The organism is Streptomyces sp. NPDC006691, assembly GCF_042869955.1.
In the GTDB taxonomy this organism is placed as follows: Bacteria; Actinomycetota; Actinomycetes; order Streptomycetales; family Streptomycetaceae; genus Streptomyces.
In genome coordinates this window covers 148443-163308 of record NZ_JBIAGW010000012.1, presented here as the reverse complement: position 1 = coordinate 163308, position 14866 = coordinate 148443, and the positions used below count along the sequence as shown (strand labels likewise).

The 14866-nt window shown below is 72.1% G+C and carries 16 protein-coding genes; 8 read left to right on the top strand and 8 right to left on the bottom strand.

Annotation, left to right across the window (positions count from 1 at the left end; translation table 11 throughout):
- Nucleotides 1–69: 69 nt before the first annotated feature.
- Complete coding sequence (locus ACFYNP_RS25260) at nt 70–834, bottom strand: dienelactone hydrolase family protein (RefSeq protein ID WP_388409722.1); 765 nt, start codon at nt 832–834, stop codon at nt 70–72.
- Nucleotides 835–1063: 229 nt separating this feature from the next.
- Entirely contained in the window at nt 1064–1630 is a 567-nt protein-coding gene (locus ACFYNP_RS25255) for a TetR/AcrR family transcriptional regulator C-terminal domain-containing protein (protein ID WP_388408940.1), read from the bottom strand.
- A gap of 55 nt (nt 1631–1685) precedes the next feature.
- Between ACFYNP_RS25255 and ACFYNP_RS25250 the strand changes: the two genes are divergently transcribed.
- A complete protein-coding gene (locus ACFYNP_RS25250; RefSeq protein WP_388788400.1) occupies nt 1686–2957 on the top strand; it encodes an FAD-dependent monooxygenase in 1272 nt (423 codons plus the stop codon).
- A gap of 116 nt (nt 2958–3073) precedes the next feature.
- Here the strand turns inward: ACFYNP_RS25250 and ACFYNP_RS25245 are convergent, their stop codons facing one another.
- Nucleotides 3074–3517, bottom strand: a complete 444-nt coding sequence (locus ACFYNP_RS25245) for a MarR family winged helix-turn-helix transcriptional regulator (protein WP_388408935.1) — start codon at nt 3515–3517, stop codon at nt 3074–3076.
- 288 nt (nt 3518–3805) lie between these two features.
- On the opposite strand from ACFYNP_RS25245, the gene ACFYNP_RS25240 reads away from it, so the two are divergent.
- The 3 genes from ACFYNP_RS25240 to ACFYNP_RS25230 are packed head-to-tail and all read left to right on the top strand — an operon-like array spanning nt 3806 to nt 6242.
- A complete protein-coding gene (locus ACFYNP_RS25240) occupies nt 3806–4609 on the top strand; it encodes an alpha/beta fold hydrolase (protein WP_388788398.1) in 804 nt (267 codons plus the stop codon).
- On the top strand, nt 4606–5922 hold the full coding sequence (locus ACFYNP_RS25235) for a PP2C family protein-serine/threonine phosphatase (RefSeq protein WP_388788396.1): 1317 nt from the start codon (nt 4606–4608) through the stop codon (nt 5920–5922). The genes ACFYNP_RS25240 and ACFYNP_RS25235 overlap by 4 nt, the downstream gene beginning before the upstream one ends.
- Nucleotides 5919–6242 (top strand): STAS domain-containing protein, encoded by a 324-nt coding sequence (locus ACFYNP_RS25230; protein WP_388788579.1) that lies wholly within the window; start codon nt 5919–5921, stop codon nt 6240–6242. Before ACFYNP_RS25235 ends, ACFYNP_RS25230 begins: the two co-directional genes overlap by 4 nt.
- 72 nt (nt 6243–6314) lie before the next feature.
- Here ACFYNP_RS25230 and ACFYNP_RS25225 read toward each other — a convergent pair whose 3' ends face one another.
- The 4 genes from ACFYNP_RS25225 to ACFYNP_RS25210 all read right to left on the bottom strand — a co-directional run bounded on the left by ACFYNP_RS25225 (nt 6315) and on the right by ACFYNP_RS25210 (nt 10315).
- Entirely contained in the window at nt 6315–7583 is a 1269-nt protein-coding gene (locus ACFYNP_RS25225) for a geranylgeranyl reductase family protein (RefSeq protein WP_388788576.1), read from the bottom strand.
- Between the two features lie 170 nt (nt 7584–7753).
- A complete protein-coding gene (locus ACFYNP_RS25220; RefSeq protein WP_388788393.1) occupies nt 7754–7933 on the bottom strand; it encodes a DUF6381 family protein in 180 nt (59 codons plus the stop codon).
- A 257-nt stretch (nt 7934–8190) separates the two neighbouring features.
- Entirely contained in the window at nt 8191–8994 is an 804-nt protein-coding gene (locus tag ACFYNP_RS25215; RefSeq protein WP_388408926.1) for a SigB/SigF/SigG family RNA polymerase sigma factor, read from the bottom strand.
- A gap of 316 nt (nt 8995–9310) precedes the next feature.
- Nucleotides 9311–10315 carry a pyridoxal-phosphate dependent enzyme gene (locus ACFYNP_RS25210; protein ID WP_388788391.1) on the bottom strand — a complete coding sequence of 335 codons (1005 nt, stop codon included), beginning with the start codon at nt 10313–10315 and terminating at the stop codon, nt 9311–9313.
- A 247-nt stretch (nt 10316–10562) separates the two neighbouring features.
- Between ACFYNP_RS25210 and ACFYNP_RS25205 the strand changes: the two genes are divergently transcribed.
- Nucleotides 10563–11072, top strand: a complete 510-nt coding sequence (locus ACFYNP_RS25205; protein ID WP_388788388.1) for a polyketide cyclase — start codon at nt 10563–10565, stop codon at nt 11070–11072.
- A gap of 173 nt (nt 11073–11245) precedes the next feature.
- Nucleotides 11246–11821 (top strand): lytic transglycosylase domain-containing protein, encoded by a 576-nt coding sequence (locus tag ACFYNP_RS25200; protein ID WP_388788386.1) that lies wholly within the window; start codon nt 11246–11248, stop codon nt 11819–11821.
- A 10-nt stretch (nt 11822–11831) separates the two neighbouring features.
- Here ACFYNP_RS25200 and ACFYNP_RS25195 read toward each other — a convergent pair whose 3' ends face one another.
- Complete coding sequence (locus ACFYNP_RS25195) at nt 11832–12209, bottom strand: hypothetical protein (protein WP_388788383.1); 378 nt, start codon at nt 12207–12209, stop codon at nt 11832–11834.
- A gap of 217 nt (nt 12210–12426) precedes the next feature.
- Between ACFYNP_RS25195 and ACFYNP_RS25190 the strand changes: the two genes are divergently transcribed.
- Nucleotides 12427–13041: a hypothetical protein gene (locus ACFYNP_RS25190; RefSeq protein WP_388788381.1), complete on the top strand. Its 615-nt coding sequence runs from the start codon at nt 12427–12429 to the stop codon at nt 13039–13041.
- Nucleotides 13042–13220: 179 nt separating this feature from the next.
- Complete coding sequence (locus ACFYNP_RS25185; protein ID WP_388788378.1) at nt 13221–14825, top strand: ABC-F family ATP-binding cassette domain-containing protein; 1605 nt, start codon at nt 13221–13223, stop codon at nt 14823–14825.
- Nucleotides 14826–14866 lie beyond the last annotated feature (41 nt).

Genomic DNA, 14866 nt, shown 5'->3' with positions numbered 1-14866 from the left:
GCCTTCGCCGCCCGGGCACTTGAGGCTCCACGGAGCCGGAGCCTCAAGTGCGGTCTTCTGTAAGGGAGTTCAGCTCGTCGACAGGGCTCCCTTGAGGAGGGGGAGCAGCCTGTCCCAATGGTGTCGCAGGGCGTTGGCGTCGAAGGAGCTGGTGTCGGACATGGTGAAGCCGTGGACGGTGCCGGGATAGACCTCGCAGGTGTGGTCGACGCCGGCGGCGTTCAGGGCCTGCTCCAGTTCATCGATCGCCATGTTCGGCACGTCGGCTTCGGCGAAGCCCAGGTGGAGTTGGGCGGCCAGCCGGGGGGCGAGCAGATGCGGGCTGTCCGGGGTGTCGTCGACGAGGGGCCCGGGATGGAATCCGGCGACGGCGGCGACCAGGTCGGGGTGGGCCGCCGCGGTACGGATCGCCAAAGCGGCCCCCATGCAGTAACCGATCGCGGCGACCGGGCCCGCGGCGACCTCGGGGCGGGCGGTGAGGAACGAGAGGTACGCCCCCGCGTCACGCAGCGCCCGCTCCGGGGTGTGCGCCTCGATCAGCGGCATGAGGTGGCGGAAGACGGCGTGCCGGTTGTCCGCTCCGATGTGCTCGGGAAGATCGGTCACCGGGGCCGGGCCGTGCCGGTAGAAGACGTTGGGGACGAGTACGTAGTAGCCCTGCTCGGCCAGCTCGCGGGCCAGCTCCTCCAGCACGGGCCGCACGCCGAAGGCGTCCATGTAGAGCAGCACGCCCGGATGCGGTTCGCCACCGTCCGGGAAGGCGGCGAAGGCGTCGGCCCGGCCGTCCTCGGTGTGGATCCGGAACGTGGTGGTAGATCTGGAACCTGGTGGTATCGGTATGGCGGATCTTCCTTCCTTGGGCTGACACCGGCGCGCGGTCGCTGTCGGTCTCTGCTGGGCCGTGGCCCGGCGAATCGTCGTTGTGCCGGGGGGCGATCACCCGGACGAAGCCCAACGATCGCGGGAGTGGGCCGCGCCGTCAAGCGCGACAGCGGATCCCTCGGCCTCAAGTCGCCCTGCTGACAGGCGCGTTGCGGCTTCGGGCGCATGGGACTGTCCCGGCCTAACGGCCCGTCAGGCGCTGCTCCAGGCCGTCCAGGATGAGGGCGAGCCCCGCCTCGAACGCCGACTCGTGGTCGATCGGGGGGATACCGGCGGGCCGCTGCGGCGGGCTGCCGAGAGCGAGTTCGGCCTGCTCCTCCAGGACGCTGCCGACCGTGTAGCGCCCGGCGGCCAGCATCGCCATCCGGGCGTCGTGCTCCGGCAGGCCGCAGGAGGTCAAGAAGGCCATTTTGTGGGCGATGCGGTCGAGGTCGGCCCCGCCGGGGCTGCTTCCGGCGTGCAGTCGCGCGCCGTCCCTACGGCTGAGCAGGGTTCGCCGGAAGCTCCGCGTGTTGTCCAGGAACCAGGAGCGCCAGTCCTGGGCGGGCGTCGGCAGGGGAGCCGTCGCATGGGGGACCATCGCCGCCTCCGCCATGGCGGCGAGGAGCTCCTTCTTGTTGCTGAAGTGCCAGTAGAGCGAGGGCTGTTCCACGCCCAGCCGCTTCGCCAATTGCCGCGTGCTGACCGCGTCGAGCCCCACCTCGTCGAGCAGGTCGAGTGCCTCGACCAGGACGGTCTCGCGGTTCATTTTCCTCACCTTGACAACCTATCGCCGATAGACGACTCTGCCAAGGAACCTATCGGTGATAGAGACGGAGCGCGGCATGACGCCCAAGTCCGGAACAACCTCTCTGAAGGTCCTCATCTGCGGAGGTGGAGTCGCGGGGGAGGCCCTGGCCCACTGGCTGGCACGCGGCGGCCACCGGGTGACCGTCGTCGAACGCTTCCCGGCGCTGCGGGCCACCGGCGCTCAGGTCGATCTCCGGGGCCAGGGGATCGAGGCGATCAGGCACATGGGGCTGCTCGACGCCGTCAAGAGCAAGCTCGTGGACGAGCGGGGGGTCGCCTTCGTGAACGCCCGGGGCAAGGTGCGGGCGACGATCATGGCCAACACCTCTGGGCGGGGCCGGCAGAGCCTGACGTCCGAGTACGAGATCATGCGCGGCGATCTGGTGCGCATCCTCCACGATGCGGCGAAGGACGGCGTGGATCACATCTTCGGGGTGGGCGTGGAGGGCTTCGAGCAGAGCGAGGAGAAGGTCACCGCGCGGTTCTCCGACGGATCGTCGGGCGAGTTCGACGTCCTGGTCGGCGCGGACGGGCAGGGCTCACGCGTCCGCCGCGCCATCCTGCCGCCGGGCGCGCCGGAACCGTACTGGCGGATGGGCATCCACATGGCGTACTGGTTCGTTCCACGCATCGCCTCCGACGGCGACATCCGTGACACCTACCTCGCCCCGGGCGGCCGGATGATCATGCGCAGGAGTCACCACCCGACCGAGACCCAGGCCTATTTCGTGCTGCGGGAGGATTCGGCGCAGGCCTCGGCCGTCCATCGCGAACCGGTGGACCGGCAGAAGGAGTTCTGGGCGGGCAGGTTCCACGACGCGGGATGGCAGACCGGACGGTTCCTCGACGGCATGAGGGCGACGGAGACGTTCTACTCCCAGGAGGTCGTCCAAGTGCGCACCGACACCTGGTCCCGGGGCCGGGTGGTGCTGGTCGGCGACGCGGCGCACTGCGCATCGCCGTACAGCGGCATGGGCATATCCGGGGGCCTGGTCGGCGCGTACGTTCTGGCCGGCGAGATCAACCGCCGTCCCGGGGACCTGCGCACCGCCTTCGCCCGCTACGAAGCCGGGCTGCGACCTTTCGTCGACGAGATCCAGGCCGGGGTGAAGCCACGCCTGCTGCGCCTGGGCATGCCCGACAGCCGATGGGCGATCGACGCCTTCCACTCCCTCGCGGCCCTGGCCTGCCGGCTGCACGTCCCCGACCTCGTAGCCCGTTCGGCGAAGGAGGACCGGGGCGGGGCGTGGCGGCTCCCGGAAAGCCCGGTGGGTGAGGCTGCCTGAAGAGAGCCCGGTGGGTGAGGCTGCCTGGGGAGAGCCCCGTGGGTGACGCTGTCCGGGGAGAGCCCCGTGGGCGACGCTGCCTGGAGGGCGCCACCACTGCGAGCTTCCGCGAGCCACTAGGCGAAGGGGCCCTCGACCGTGAATCGGCGCAGTTGGCGGGCGAAGGCCTCGGCCTCGCCGGGGGGCCACGAGGACAGGCCGGCCGTGATGTGGGCGGCGAGCCGGGTGCGCAGCTCCGCGATCGTGCGCCGGCCCTCTTCCGTGAGGACGAGCAGGTTCGCCCGCCGGTCGTGGGGGTCCGCCTCGCGCCGGATGAGGCCGGCGGCCTCCAGGCGTGAGGCACGCCGGGTGACACCGGAGCGGTCGATCCCGACATCGGGGGCGAGATCCGCGGCGCTGCGCGGCCCGGTGCGGGCCAGCGCGCTGAGCACCGGGTACGTCACCTCGTCGAGCCCGTCGCCCATGCCCTCGGTGAGCTTCTTGTGCAGCTGCGCGCGTGTGGTCCGCCGCAGCAGAATGCCCAGCGCCTCCGCGATCTCATGCCCCAGTTCGTTCTCCACCCCCACGACGATAGCGTGCGCTCCGCACGCGTTTCGAGGGGGAGTGACTGCCCGGCGGCCTGTCGTCGGCCGCGCGGCGCGATCCGGGCGTCGAGGCGGTGCGGGAAGACGCAGACCAGGGCCACCGACTGGCCGTGGCCGGTCGGCCGTCGGCCGGGGCCACCGGCGTCGACACGGCGTCCGAAAAGATGTCACCGCTGGTCAGAGCGCATGGTCAAGATGACGGCGGGGCTGTGGATTAACTGCCTCCGCCGCAGGAGATTGGACAGGGCTGACACACTCGGGGGCATGGATATCGTCCGCAGGAACAACGTCACTGTCACCGGGAACCCTCAGGGGCCCACGGTGATCCTGGCGCACGGCTTCGGCTGCGACCAGAACATGTGGCGTCTGACGGTGCCGGCGCTGGCCGAGGACTACCGGGTCGTGCTGTTCGACTACGTGGGTTCCGGCCGCTCCGACGCGTCCTCCTTCACGGAGCGGCGCTACGCCTCCCTGCACGGCTACGCCCAGGACGTGGTGGACGTGTGCGAGGCGCTCGACCTGCGCGACGCCGCGTTCGTGGGCCATTCGGTCAGCTCGATGATCGGAGTGCTCGCCGCCGACCTGGTTCCCGAGCGCATCGGCTCCCTGGTGATGGTCGCCCCCTCGCCCCGCTACATCGACGAGGACGGCTACCGGGGCGGGTTCAGTGCCGAGGACATCGACGAACTGCTGGAATCCCTCGCGGCCAATTACCTCGGCTGGTCGGCGGCGATGGCGCCGGTGATCATGGGGAACGCGGACCGGCCCGAACTCGGCGACGAACTGAAGAACAGCTTCTGCGCCACCGACCCCGAGATGGCACGCGTCTTCGCCCGCGCCACGTTCCTGTCGGACTCCCGGGACGAGCTGAAGGGCGTACGGGTCCCCACCCTCGTCCTGGAGTGCACCCAGGACGCCATCGCACCCCGGGAAGTCGGTGCCTATGTGCACCGGGCCGTCCCCGGCTCGACGCTGGTCACCCTCGAAGCGACCGGGCACTGCCCCCACCTGTCGGCCCCCGAAGCCACCAACGAGGCGATCCTCGACTTCCTCGCGGGGCGCCGATGACGGGCCGTACCGAGCAGCAGCCGGACCCCAACGATCCGCACCACTGCCACGACGGGCGGGCGTCGGACGCCGCGTTCGCCGCATTGCTGGAGGACAGTGCCGAGGACCTCTACGAGACCGCGCCCTGCGGCTATCTCTCCACGCTGATGGACGGCACCATCGCCAAGGTCAACGGGACGCTCCTGACCTGGCTGGGCCTGGAACGCGAAGCGGTGGTGGGCCGCATGCGCTTCTCCGACCTCCTTTCGGTGGGCGGCAGGCTCTACCACGAGACGCACTTCGCGCCGCTGCTGCGGATGCAGGGCGAGATCAACGGGATCGCCCTGGAGCTGAAGCAGGCCGAGGGCGGCCGGATGCCGGTCCTCGTCTCCTCGGTCGTCACGTACGGCAGCACCGGCGGCCCCCTGCTGATCCGGACCACGTTCTTCGACGCCCGCGACCGCAGGGCCTACGAGGAGGAACTCCTGCGCGGCCGGCGGGCCGCCGAGGAAGCACGCCGACAGGCGGAGGCGGACCGCGCCCGGCTCCAGGACGCACTCGCCGTCCTCCAGCAGTCGCTGCTCCCGCACACCCTGCCGTCCGTACCCGGCGTGGAGACCGCCGCCTACTACCACACGGCTTCCCCCGACCGGCTCGGCGGCGACTTCTACGACGTCTTCCCGCTCGACGGCAAACGCTTCGCGTTCTTCCTCGGCGATGTCTGCGGAAAGGGGCCCCAGGCCGCCGCCGTCACCTCACTGACCCGCTACACCCTGCGCGCGGCGGCCCTCCACGACCCCGATCCCGTCGCCGCCCTCACCACCCTCAACCACGTGCTCCACGAGCGTTACGCGGCCGGCGGCGACCCCCGCTACTGCACCGCCGTCTTCGGCACCTTCGAACCCGACCCCGCCACCGGCGAGATCGCCGTCCACCTCGCCTCGGGCGGACACCCTCCGGCCCTCGTCCTGCGCGCCGACGGCACGGCCGGCTTCCTGCCCACCCCCGGCGGCCTGCTCATCGGCATCCTGCCCTCGGCGCCCTTCACCGCCACCACCACCGTCCTGGCCCCCGGGGACACTCTCCTGCTCTACACCGACGGCCTCACCGAGGCCCGCACCGGCAAGGACCGCACCAGCCTGTTCGGGGACGAGGCCCTGCTGGACTTCGCCGTCGGGCAGGCCGGGGAATCGCCGCACGCCGTGATTCAGGCGCTCACCGGGCTGCTCGACAGCTTCGGCGAGGGCCTGGACGACGACACCGCCCTGCTCGCCCTCGGCGCACCGGGCGCAAGCGCCGACCCGAAGGTGAGAAACGCGGAACGAGCCCGCTGAGGATCACCACCCGGGACGCCGCGACCGGTCCCGTTCTGGAAATCTTCGGCGCGCTCGACTACGTCCACGCGCCCGAACCGCGCCAACTGATCGACGCCACGCCCCTGTTGCCCGGCCGGCGCCTGCTCCTCGATCTGGCCGGCCTGGACTTCTGCGACTCCAGCGGCATCAGCGCTCTGATCGCGGCACGCCACCATGCCCAGGCCGCGGGCGCCGACGTCGCCCTCGCCGCCGTACCGGCCAACACGCTGCGCGTGCTGCGCATCGTCGGCCTCGACCGGGTCTTCACCCTGTATCGCGACAGCGACAGCACGGTGTAACTCCGGAGCGACAGCACGTCGGAGCCCCGGAGCGACAGCACGTCGGGCCCCGGGCCGGACGACGTGATCCCGTCATGATCGCGGAGTGCTGCGGGCCCGCGGCCGGGCGCGGGGGACGGCACGCATCAGCGTGTGCAGGACGGCGTCGATGGTGTCGCGGGGCGGCTCGTCGGCGACATGGGTCAGGAGCCGGGCCAGCGCCCGCAGCAGGGGCGGCGACGCCATGACCCGAGGGTGCAGCACGGGCCGGTAGCCGTAGCGGCCCAGGACGAGGTCGCCGGCCAGGTTGCCCAGCCGGTAATGGCGGCCCCAACGCCGGTTGATCTCCGTCGGGTACTGCCGCAACGCGTGTTCCCGCCCGGGCCCGGCGGGCCGGGCCAGCGCCAGGGCGATGGTCTCGGCGGCGACCTCGGCTGCTTCCATGGCCTGCCCGATGCCCTCTCCGCTCCAGGGGCTGACCATCCCGGCACTGTCTCCGACCAGCAACAGCCCCCGGTGGTACTGCGGATGCCGGTTGAAGCCCATCGGGAGGGCGGCACTGCGCAGTGGCGCGTCGGCGTTCTCCTCCGTCACGCCCCAGGACTCGGGGAGCCGGGGCAGCCATTGGTCCAGGGTGGCACGAAGATCGACCGCACCGTGGTCGCGGTGCGGCAAGGCGCCGAGCCCCACGTTGATCCGGCCGTCACCGAGCGGGAACACCCAGCCGTAGCCGGGGAGATCGCGGCCGGTCCTGCTGCACAGGAGGTCGGCCCACAGCTCCAGATACGGGTCGTGGGAGCGGGCCTCGCTGCGGTAGTAGCGACGGGCGGCGGTCGCGATGGTGCGTCTGGGGTCGCGTTCGAGCCCCATCTGCAGGGCGGTCCTGGCCGAGGCGCCGTCAGCGGCGACCACGAGCGGCGCCCGGAAGCGGACGGGCTCCTTGTCGGGCCCGGCGACGGCGGTCACCCCGACGATCCGGCCCGCCCGGTCGGTCACCGGCGCGGTGACCCTGACCCCGGTGCGCAGCCGTGCTCCGGCCGCGACCGCATGGGCGGCGAGGAGGTCGTCGAAGTCCCGCCGGGTGCGGGTGAGCCCGAAGTCGGGGCCGCTGCCGAGGCGGGGCCAGTCGATCTCGACCTGGCGGCCCTCGCACACCCACCGCATGCCCCGATTGCGCATCCAGCCGGGGGCGTTGATGTCGATGCCCATCCGCACCAGTTGGTGCACCCCCCGGGGCGTCAGTCCGTCCCCGCACACCTTGTCGCGGGGGAAGCCGCTCTTTTCCAGGAGTACGACATCGACCCCCGCCCGGGCCAGATGGAGCGCCGCCGCCGAACCCGCGGGGCCCGCGCCCACCACCAGGACCTGGGCCTCCTCACCGCTCGACGCGCCCTCGCGCGAAGGCCCTTCGGCTCCGTCGGTCCCCGCACCCTCGTCTCGTGTGATCACCCGTCCACTATGGAGGATCATCGGCGACGGCAGGGTGAACTGCCGGGGACCGGTGCGAGCAAGGCACCCCGATCGCCCGGCCGTTACGCGGACGAGGCTCGACCGGTGCCGGGGCGCTGCTCGCTCTGCTCCTCCAGGCGCAGGGCCTTGACGTGGAGGCGCCGGCGCAGCTCGGGGTCCAGTGCGCGCGCCGCGGCGGCACGCAGCGCGTTCACATGGACGCGCATCTGCCTGGCGGATCGCTCGCGTACTTCGTCTGCCATGTTCATGAGGAGACCTCCGGGAGTTCGGGGGAGGGGCGGGGTGCCCCCCAGAGAAGCAGCGCGTAGGCCGCCGTGCACGTCGAACGGCCTCGCGCTACGGCGTTCGTGCGGCAAGGCCGACACCCACTCCGCCCGGCGCCGCCGTCCGTACGGCCCCGGCCGGGCGACCGCGCACGTGCTGACGTCGTCCGCGCGCTCCGACCGCGGGGCGACCCGGCCGGACCACGCCCGCGGTCCGCCGAATGCGGGGCCCCGGGTCAAGCGGCGTCGAGCTGTTCGGCGAGGGTCTGCTGGCGTACGCGGTTGCAGGCGCGGGTGATCAGTCGTGAGATGTGCATCTGGGAGAGCCCCAGCTCCGCGGCGATCTGGTTCTGGGTCATCTCCTTGAAGAAGCGCATGTAGAGGATCTGCGACTCGCGCTCCGGCAGCGCCCGCAGCGCGGGCTTGACCGCCTCGCGGTCGATGACGTGGTCGAAGCCGGGCTCCGTGGTGCCGAGACTGTCGGCCAGGGACGCCCCGGCCCCCTCACCCTGGGCGCCGCCGGACTCCGCTTCGAGGGAGAGGCTCCTGAACGACTCGATCGCTTCCATGCCGGCCCGGACCTCGTCCTCGTCGAGCCCGCACTGGGCGGCCAGTTCGGCGATGCTGGGTTCACCGGGCCGGCCGGCCTGGAGCTCGCTGCGGGCGGCGCGGACCTTGTTGCGGAACTCCTGGACCCGGCGCGGCACATGGACGGCCCACAGGGAGTCCCGGAAGTGCCGCTTGATCTCGCCGTTGATCGTCGGGATCGCATACGCCTCGAACGCGCCCCGCGCCGCCTCGTACCGGTCCACCGCCTTGATCAGACCCATCGCGGCGACCTGGTACAGATCCTCGATCTCGGCCCCGCGGTTGCGGTACTTGCCGGCCAGCCGGGCCGACATCGGGAGCCACTGCGCCACCAGTTCGTCGCGCAGGGCGTGGTATTCCGGGCCCTCGTCAAGGGAGTTGAGGCGGGCGAAGGCGGCTTCGGTGTCGGGGGCGTCGTCATGGTTCCGCGTGTGCGGAACGGCCGTGGTCATTCGTTGGGCTCCTGGACGTCAGGGGTGGCTGTGGGGACCGTCGCCGAACCCCACGCGTCCTGGCCGCATCCGGAGATGGCACGCCCAGGACATACGGGTCCCGCGGGCGTGCCTCCAGTCCGAAGCACACGGTCCGCCTGCCCCCGGCTCCCCACCCCAAACAGCCACCGTCGCCCCGGCTGCCGAATTGACCCGATCGGACGAACCGGCCCCGGTACCCCGCGCGGTGCCGCCCTCGCCGCATCACCCCAGACCGCACGCGAAGGGCCGTCCGCCGGAGATCCGGCGGACGGCCCCGAGGTGACGCCCCGTCCGATCAGTCCTGAGCGCGCAGGAGCCGCCCGGTACGGGCCGACGCTTCCGCGTGGCCGAAAAGACCCGGCAGGCCACCGGTGTGCACCAGGACGGTGGGCTCTCCCGGGCGGATGTGGCCGTCGCGCACGGCGGCGATGAGCCCGGCGGCGGCGCGGCCCGTGTAGACCGGGTCGAGGAGCACGCCTTCGGCGGCCGCGACCGCGGTCATGGCGTCGAGGACGGGCTGGTACAGGACCGCGTAGGCCTCGCCGACCTGGTCCGCGCGGATCCGCAGCGCCTCCACCGGCTGTGCCCCGCCGGTCAGTTCGCCGACCATCGCCGCGGCCGTACGACCCGGGTCCGGGAGTGCGCCGACATCGACACCCAGGACGCGTTCGGGGCCGAGGGCGGCGACGAGCCCCGCCATGGTGGCGCCGGATCCGAGCGCCGTGACGACATGGCGTACGTCGGGCCGCTGGGCCAGGATCTCGGCGCCCGCCTCCAGGTAACCCCGGGCGCCGAGCGCGCTGGAGCCGCCGAACGGCACGAGGTAGGGCCGGGCACCCCGCTCGCTCAGCGCGGCACATGTCCGCCGGGCCGCATCCGTCAACTCGGCCGGTCCTGACGCCTCTTCGGCCCAGGCGATGCGGGCGCCGAGGAGGGCGTCGAGCAGCAGGTTCCCCGCGATCGGCTTCCCCGCGGCCGGCTTCCCCGCACCCGAGGGCGAGTCCGCGGGTGCGGGCATCACCAGGACCGCGTCGAGGCCGGCGCGGGCGGCGGCGGCAGCGGTCAGCCGGGCGTGGTTGCTCTGCGGTCCGCCGCTCGTGACCAGCGTGTCGGCCCCGTGCCGCAGCGCGTCCGCCACCAGCCACTCCAGCTTGCGGACCTTGTTGCCGCCACCGCCGAGGCCGGTGAGATCGTCCCGCTTGATCCACAGGTCGCCCGCGCGCAGCCCGATCGCCTCGGCCAGCCGGGGCGCGGGTTCCATGGGCGTGGGCCACACCGCCAGCGTGAACTTCTCCGGCATCCGCGTCTCCCTCATGTCCACGACTGCTCACCGACCGGATGGCACCGGACCGACGACCGGGCACATGTGTTCAGCCACCCTTTCACACGAGTCCGAAGACGCCTCGGCCTCCGCGTAAGACCTGTCGGCCCTCGTGCGGCCGATGAGTCTCGCGTCCCGGCGCAGTCCCTACACCGAGGGCACGCTTGTACGTACCCGATGCTTGCGCGTAGCCGAGGACGACAGAGACGAAATGAGGCCGAGCCCCATGACGAAGAGTGTGCACACCGCGGCCGGTGAAGAGGCGAGTGAGAACGTGCGCGCCGAGCTGACGGTCGACGCGGCCGCCGCGACAGTGTTCGCCGTGCTGGCGGATCCGACGGCCCATGTGGCGATCGACGGAACGGGCTGGGTCAAGGAGGCGGCCGACCGGTTGCCGCTGACGGCAGTGGGCCAGCTGTTCGCGATGGACATGTACCACCCGAACCATCCTGACGGGAACTACCAGGTGGTCAACAAGGTCCAGGTGCTCGAACCGCCGCGTGCCATCGGGTGGTTGACCGGTTCCCGCAATGACAGCGGCGACCTGGAGTTCGGCGGCTGGACGTGGCGGTACGACCTGGTGCCGCTCGGCCCGTCCGAGACCGCGGTCACGCTGACTTACGACTGGTCGGCGGTGCCGGAGCGCATCCGGGAGTACATCCAGTTCCCTCCGTTCGGCCCCGAGCACCTCATCGACTCGCTGGACCATTTGGCCGGTCTCGTCTCCGGGAGGTGACGTCGCCGGCGCGCGCCGCTCGGCAGGCGATGCGGGACCCGCGGGCACGGGAACCCGTGGGTGCGGGGAATGGGCCTGACACCGTGGATTGAGGCCGCTTCGCGGGGGCAAACGTGGGCTGAGACGGTGGGTGTCCCGCGTACGAGCGGACCATACGGGAAGGGCGGGTCAGGATGGCCGAGTTGTCGTCGGCGGCACCGAAGCAGGAGCCGATGCACTCGGAGCACGGTGAGGCTCCGACACCACCGCTGCGACCAGCCGCCTACGAACCGGCCGACTACGCCGAATGCGTCGTCCGCAGCGCCGCCGAGGCGGAAGTGTCGCCCCTGCTCGTGATGACCGTGCTGCACAACGAGGCGTACAAGCCGCACCACCCGCTGTGGGAACGGCTGTGGCAGTGGTGGAAGCCGGGCGCGTCCTTCGGGGTGGCCAACATGCACAGCGCCACGTTCGAGGAGGTCCGGCGCAGGCACGGCCTCTCGGAGCGGTGGCAGGACCTCCGTGACGATCCCGCCTTCGCGATCCGGGCGGCGGCCCTGCATCTGCGGGACCTCGACCGAAGCCTTCCCGAGCGGCATGTGCGCCGTTACACGCGCGACGAACTCCTCGCGCTGGGCTACAACGCGGGCGAGCGCAACATGCGCGCCTTCGCCCGCGGCGTACCCGCCGGCCCCATGGCACGGTCGTACCTGCGTCGCTTCCGCGCCTACCGGAGCCGGGCCGAGGCCGCGCTGGAAAAGGCCCGTTGAGCCGGGCCGTTCAGCGGCCGTCGGCCTTCCGGGCCACTCCGTACGCCCAGAGGACGAGCGGGACCTGCACGGGGAGCCGAGCGATCGCCGCCGCGCGCAGTGCGGGCGAACGGTCACGCCAGTCGTAGGCCATCTTGACGTTGGCCGGGAGCACTCCCACGAAGAAGGCCGCGGCCGCGAGCGCGGCAGGCCTGCGGGTCCGGGGCATCGCGACGCCCGCGGCCAGCGCGAGTTCCACCGCCGCGCTGGCGTAGGTCCAGGCCCGCGGGGTGCCGGGCAGCGCGCGGGGCACCATCGAGTCGAAGAGGCCCGGGTTTGCCACGTGCGCGACGCTCGCTCCTGCGAGCAGTCCCGCGAGGAGCCGGTGCGAAGTCGGGGAGGGGGCCACGGAGGTCTCCTTGGCTGGAGTGGGGCTTGAGTGTTACCCGACAGTAGCCCACGGGTGAGGGGTTCTTCGGTGGAACGTGCCACCGCGTGCGCGGCTGCCGATGGTGCCGCGTGGCCCCTCGGTCTGCTCCGTCGAGAGCCTCCGCCATTCTGGCAGCGGGTCCGGAAATGCGCGCCCTGCCGAGCGAGTTCACAGCGTCCTCGGCCATACTTCGCCCGTGGAGCAGCGATCAGAACACCAGTACATGCCCCTGGGCGGCGCCGCGACGGATCCCGCGTACGTCCCCGGCCTCGTCCCGCCGCGTGCGGCCGCGCAGGAGGCGAAGCCCCTGTCCGGCGAACCCGTCGTCGACGGTGACGCCGAACCGGACGCGGACGAAGGCGGCCGGGCGGCGGTGACGACCGAAGCGGGCGCGGACGAAGGTGGCCGGGCGAAGGTGGCGACCGAAGCGGGCGCGGCCGACGGCGCGACGGAGACGGCCGAGGCCGAAGCGCGGAATTCCGAGTCCGCATCCGAGGGGAGCGCCGCATCTGACGCTCAGTCGGACGTGGCGGACGGGCCCTCCTGCGAGATCGCCGACCGGGTGGGCTCGATCGTCGCGGGCCGCGGGGGAGTGCGCCTGCGTCTGATGGACGAGGAGGCCGACTTCCGCTGGGACGAGATCAGCGCGGTCGAGTACCGGACACCGCGGTGGACCCGCCGGTTCGAGGTCGTCGTGTACACGCCGAACCATCGCCGCTTCTCGCACGACATCCAGGCCACCGACCGGGCCACCCTCACGCGGTGGACCGAGCAGCTCGACGCGGTGCTCGACGCGTACTTCGAGGACTGATCGGGGCGGCGCCACAGCGGCCGAGGCAGCCGGAAACCGATCGTGGACGCTGCCTCGGCCGCACGGCTCGCGGCGCGTCCGTTACGGTGGTGCCCATGTCCACGCCCCGAGTTTCCTAGCCAAGGACCCGCTTCCACGCCAGAAGTGTGTCCTTTTCGCTTTTCTCGGAGCGTTCTCTCATGATCACCGTTCGTGGTGTCGAGCTGCGCGCGGGCGCCCGCCTGCTGCTCTCCGACATCTCCTTCACCGTCTCTCCCGGCGACCGCATCGGCCTGGTCGGCCGCAACGGCGCCGGCAAGACCACCCTCATGACCGCCCTGGCCGGACAGCCCCGTCCGGCCGCGGGCACGATCACGCCGACCGGCCCCGTCGGCTTCCTGGCCCAGGACTCCCGCGCCGCGGACCCCGAGGCCACGGTCACGGGCCGCATCCTGTCCGCCCGCGGCCTCGACACCGCCCTGCGCGACTTGCGCGCGGCCGAGACGGCGATGGCCGACGCGGTCTCGCCCGCCGCCCTTGAGCGGGCCATGGACGCCTACGCACGCGCCGATACCGCCTTCCAGGCCGGCGGCGGATACGGCGCCGAGGCCGAGGCCGCCCGGGTCGCGGCCGGGCTCGGGCTGCCGGACCGGGTGATGGGCGAGCCCGTCGGCAGCCTCTCCGGTGGCCAGAAGCGTCGGGTGGAGCTGGCCCGCATCCTGTTCGCCGGACACCGGGGCACGCTGCTCCTGGACGAGCCGACCAACCACTTGGACGCGGACTCGGTCGGCTGGCTCCGCACGTTCCTGCGGGCGCACCGGGGCGGCCTGGTCGTGATCAGCCACGACACCTCGCTGCTCGCCTCCGTCGTCAACCGGGTGTTCCACCTGGACGCCACCAGAGCGGCGATCGACCTCTACAACACCGGGTGGACCGCCTACCTCGCCCAGCGGGACGCGGGCGAGCGGCGCCGGAAACGCGAGCGCGCCAACGGCGAGCGCAAGGCCGCCGGCCTGCACGCCCAGGCGGACAGGATGAAGGCCCGCTCCGCCACCGCCGTGACGGCCAGGAGCATGGCGCGGCGCGCCGACCGGATGCTCGCGGAGCTGGAACCCGCCCGTCGTACGGAGAAGGTCGCCAGGATCCGGCTGCCCGAACCGGCCCCGTGCGGGCGGATGCCGCTGGGTGCGGTCAGCCTGGACAAGTCCTACGGCGACCATCGGGTACTGGCCGGTGTCGACCTGGCCGTGGACCGCGGCAGCCGCTTGGTCGTCCTCGGCTTCAACGGCGCGGGGAAGACCACGCTGCTGCGTCTGCTCGCCGGGCGCGAGCGGCCCGATGCCGGCCGGGTGGTCCACGGACACGGGCTGCGCCTGGGCTACTTCGCCCAGGAACACGACACCCTCGACCTCCACCTCACGGTCAGGGAGAACCTCTCCGAGGCCGCCCCCTGCCTCACCGACGGCGAGGTGCGGCACGTGCTCGGGGCGTTCCTGTTCACCGGGGACGAGGCCGAGAAGCGGGCCGCGATCCTGTCGGGCGGGGAGAAGACCCGTCTGGCCCTGGCCTGCCTCGTCCACTCCGGGGCGAACGTGCTGCTCCTCGACGAGCCGACCAACAACCTCGACCCCGCCTCCCGCGGCGAGGTCCTGGGCGCGCTCGACGCCTACCCGGGCGCCATCGTGATGGTCACGCACGACGAGGGAGCCGTCGACGCGCTGCGCCCCGAGCGGGTCCTGCTGCTGCCGGACGGGGACGAGGACCTCTGGAGCGAGGACTACCGCGATCTGGTGTCCCTCGCCTGACGCGCCGTCAGTTGTGCCGTCGGTCGGCCCGGTCGTTGCTC

Excerpts from the sequence above, each read along its gene's own strand:
- ACFYNP_RS25220 (WP_388788393.1), bottom strand. The coding sequence starts at position 7,933 with ATGGCAGACGAAGTACGCGAGCGATCCGCCAGGCAGATGCGCGTCCAT.
- ACFYNP_RS25210 (WP_388788391.1), bottom strand. The coding sequence starts at position 10,315 with ATGCCGGAGAAGTTCACGCTGGCGGTGTGGCCCACGCCCATGGAACCC.
- ACFYNP_RS25185 (WP_388788378.1), top strand. The coding sequence starts at position 13,221 with ATGATCACCGTTCGTGGTGTCGAGCTGCGCGCGGGCGCCCGCCTGCTG.
- ACFYNP_RS25255 (WP_388408940.1), bottom strand. The coding sequence starts at position 1,630 with ATGAACCGCGAGACCGTCCTGGTCGAGGCACTCGACCTGCTCGACGAG.
- ACFYNP_RS25200 (WP_388788386.1), top strand. The coding sequence starts at position 11,246 with ATGGCCGAGTTGTCGTCGGCGGCACCGAAGCAGGAGCCGATGCACTCG.
- ACFYNP_RS25205 (WP_388788388.1), top strand. The coding sequence starts at position 10,563 with ATGACGAAGAGTGTGCACACCGCGGCCGGTGAAGAGGCGAGTGAGAAC.
- ACFYNP_RS25235 (WP_388788396.1), top strand. The coding sequence starts at position 4,606 with ATGACGGGCCGTACCGAGCAGCAGCCGGACCCCAACGATCCGCACCAC.
- ACFYNP_RS25240 (WP_388788398.1), top strand. The coding sequence starts at position 3,806 with ATGGATATCGTCCGCAGGAACAACGTCACTGTCACCGGGAACCCTCAG.
- ACFYNP_RS25215 (WP_388408926.1), bottom strand. The coding sequence starts at position 8,994 with ATGACCACGGCCGTTCCGCACACGCGGAACCATGACGACGCCCCCGAC.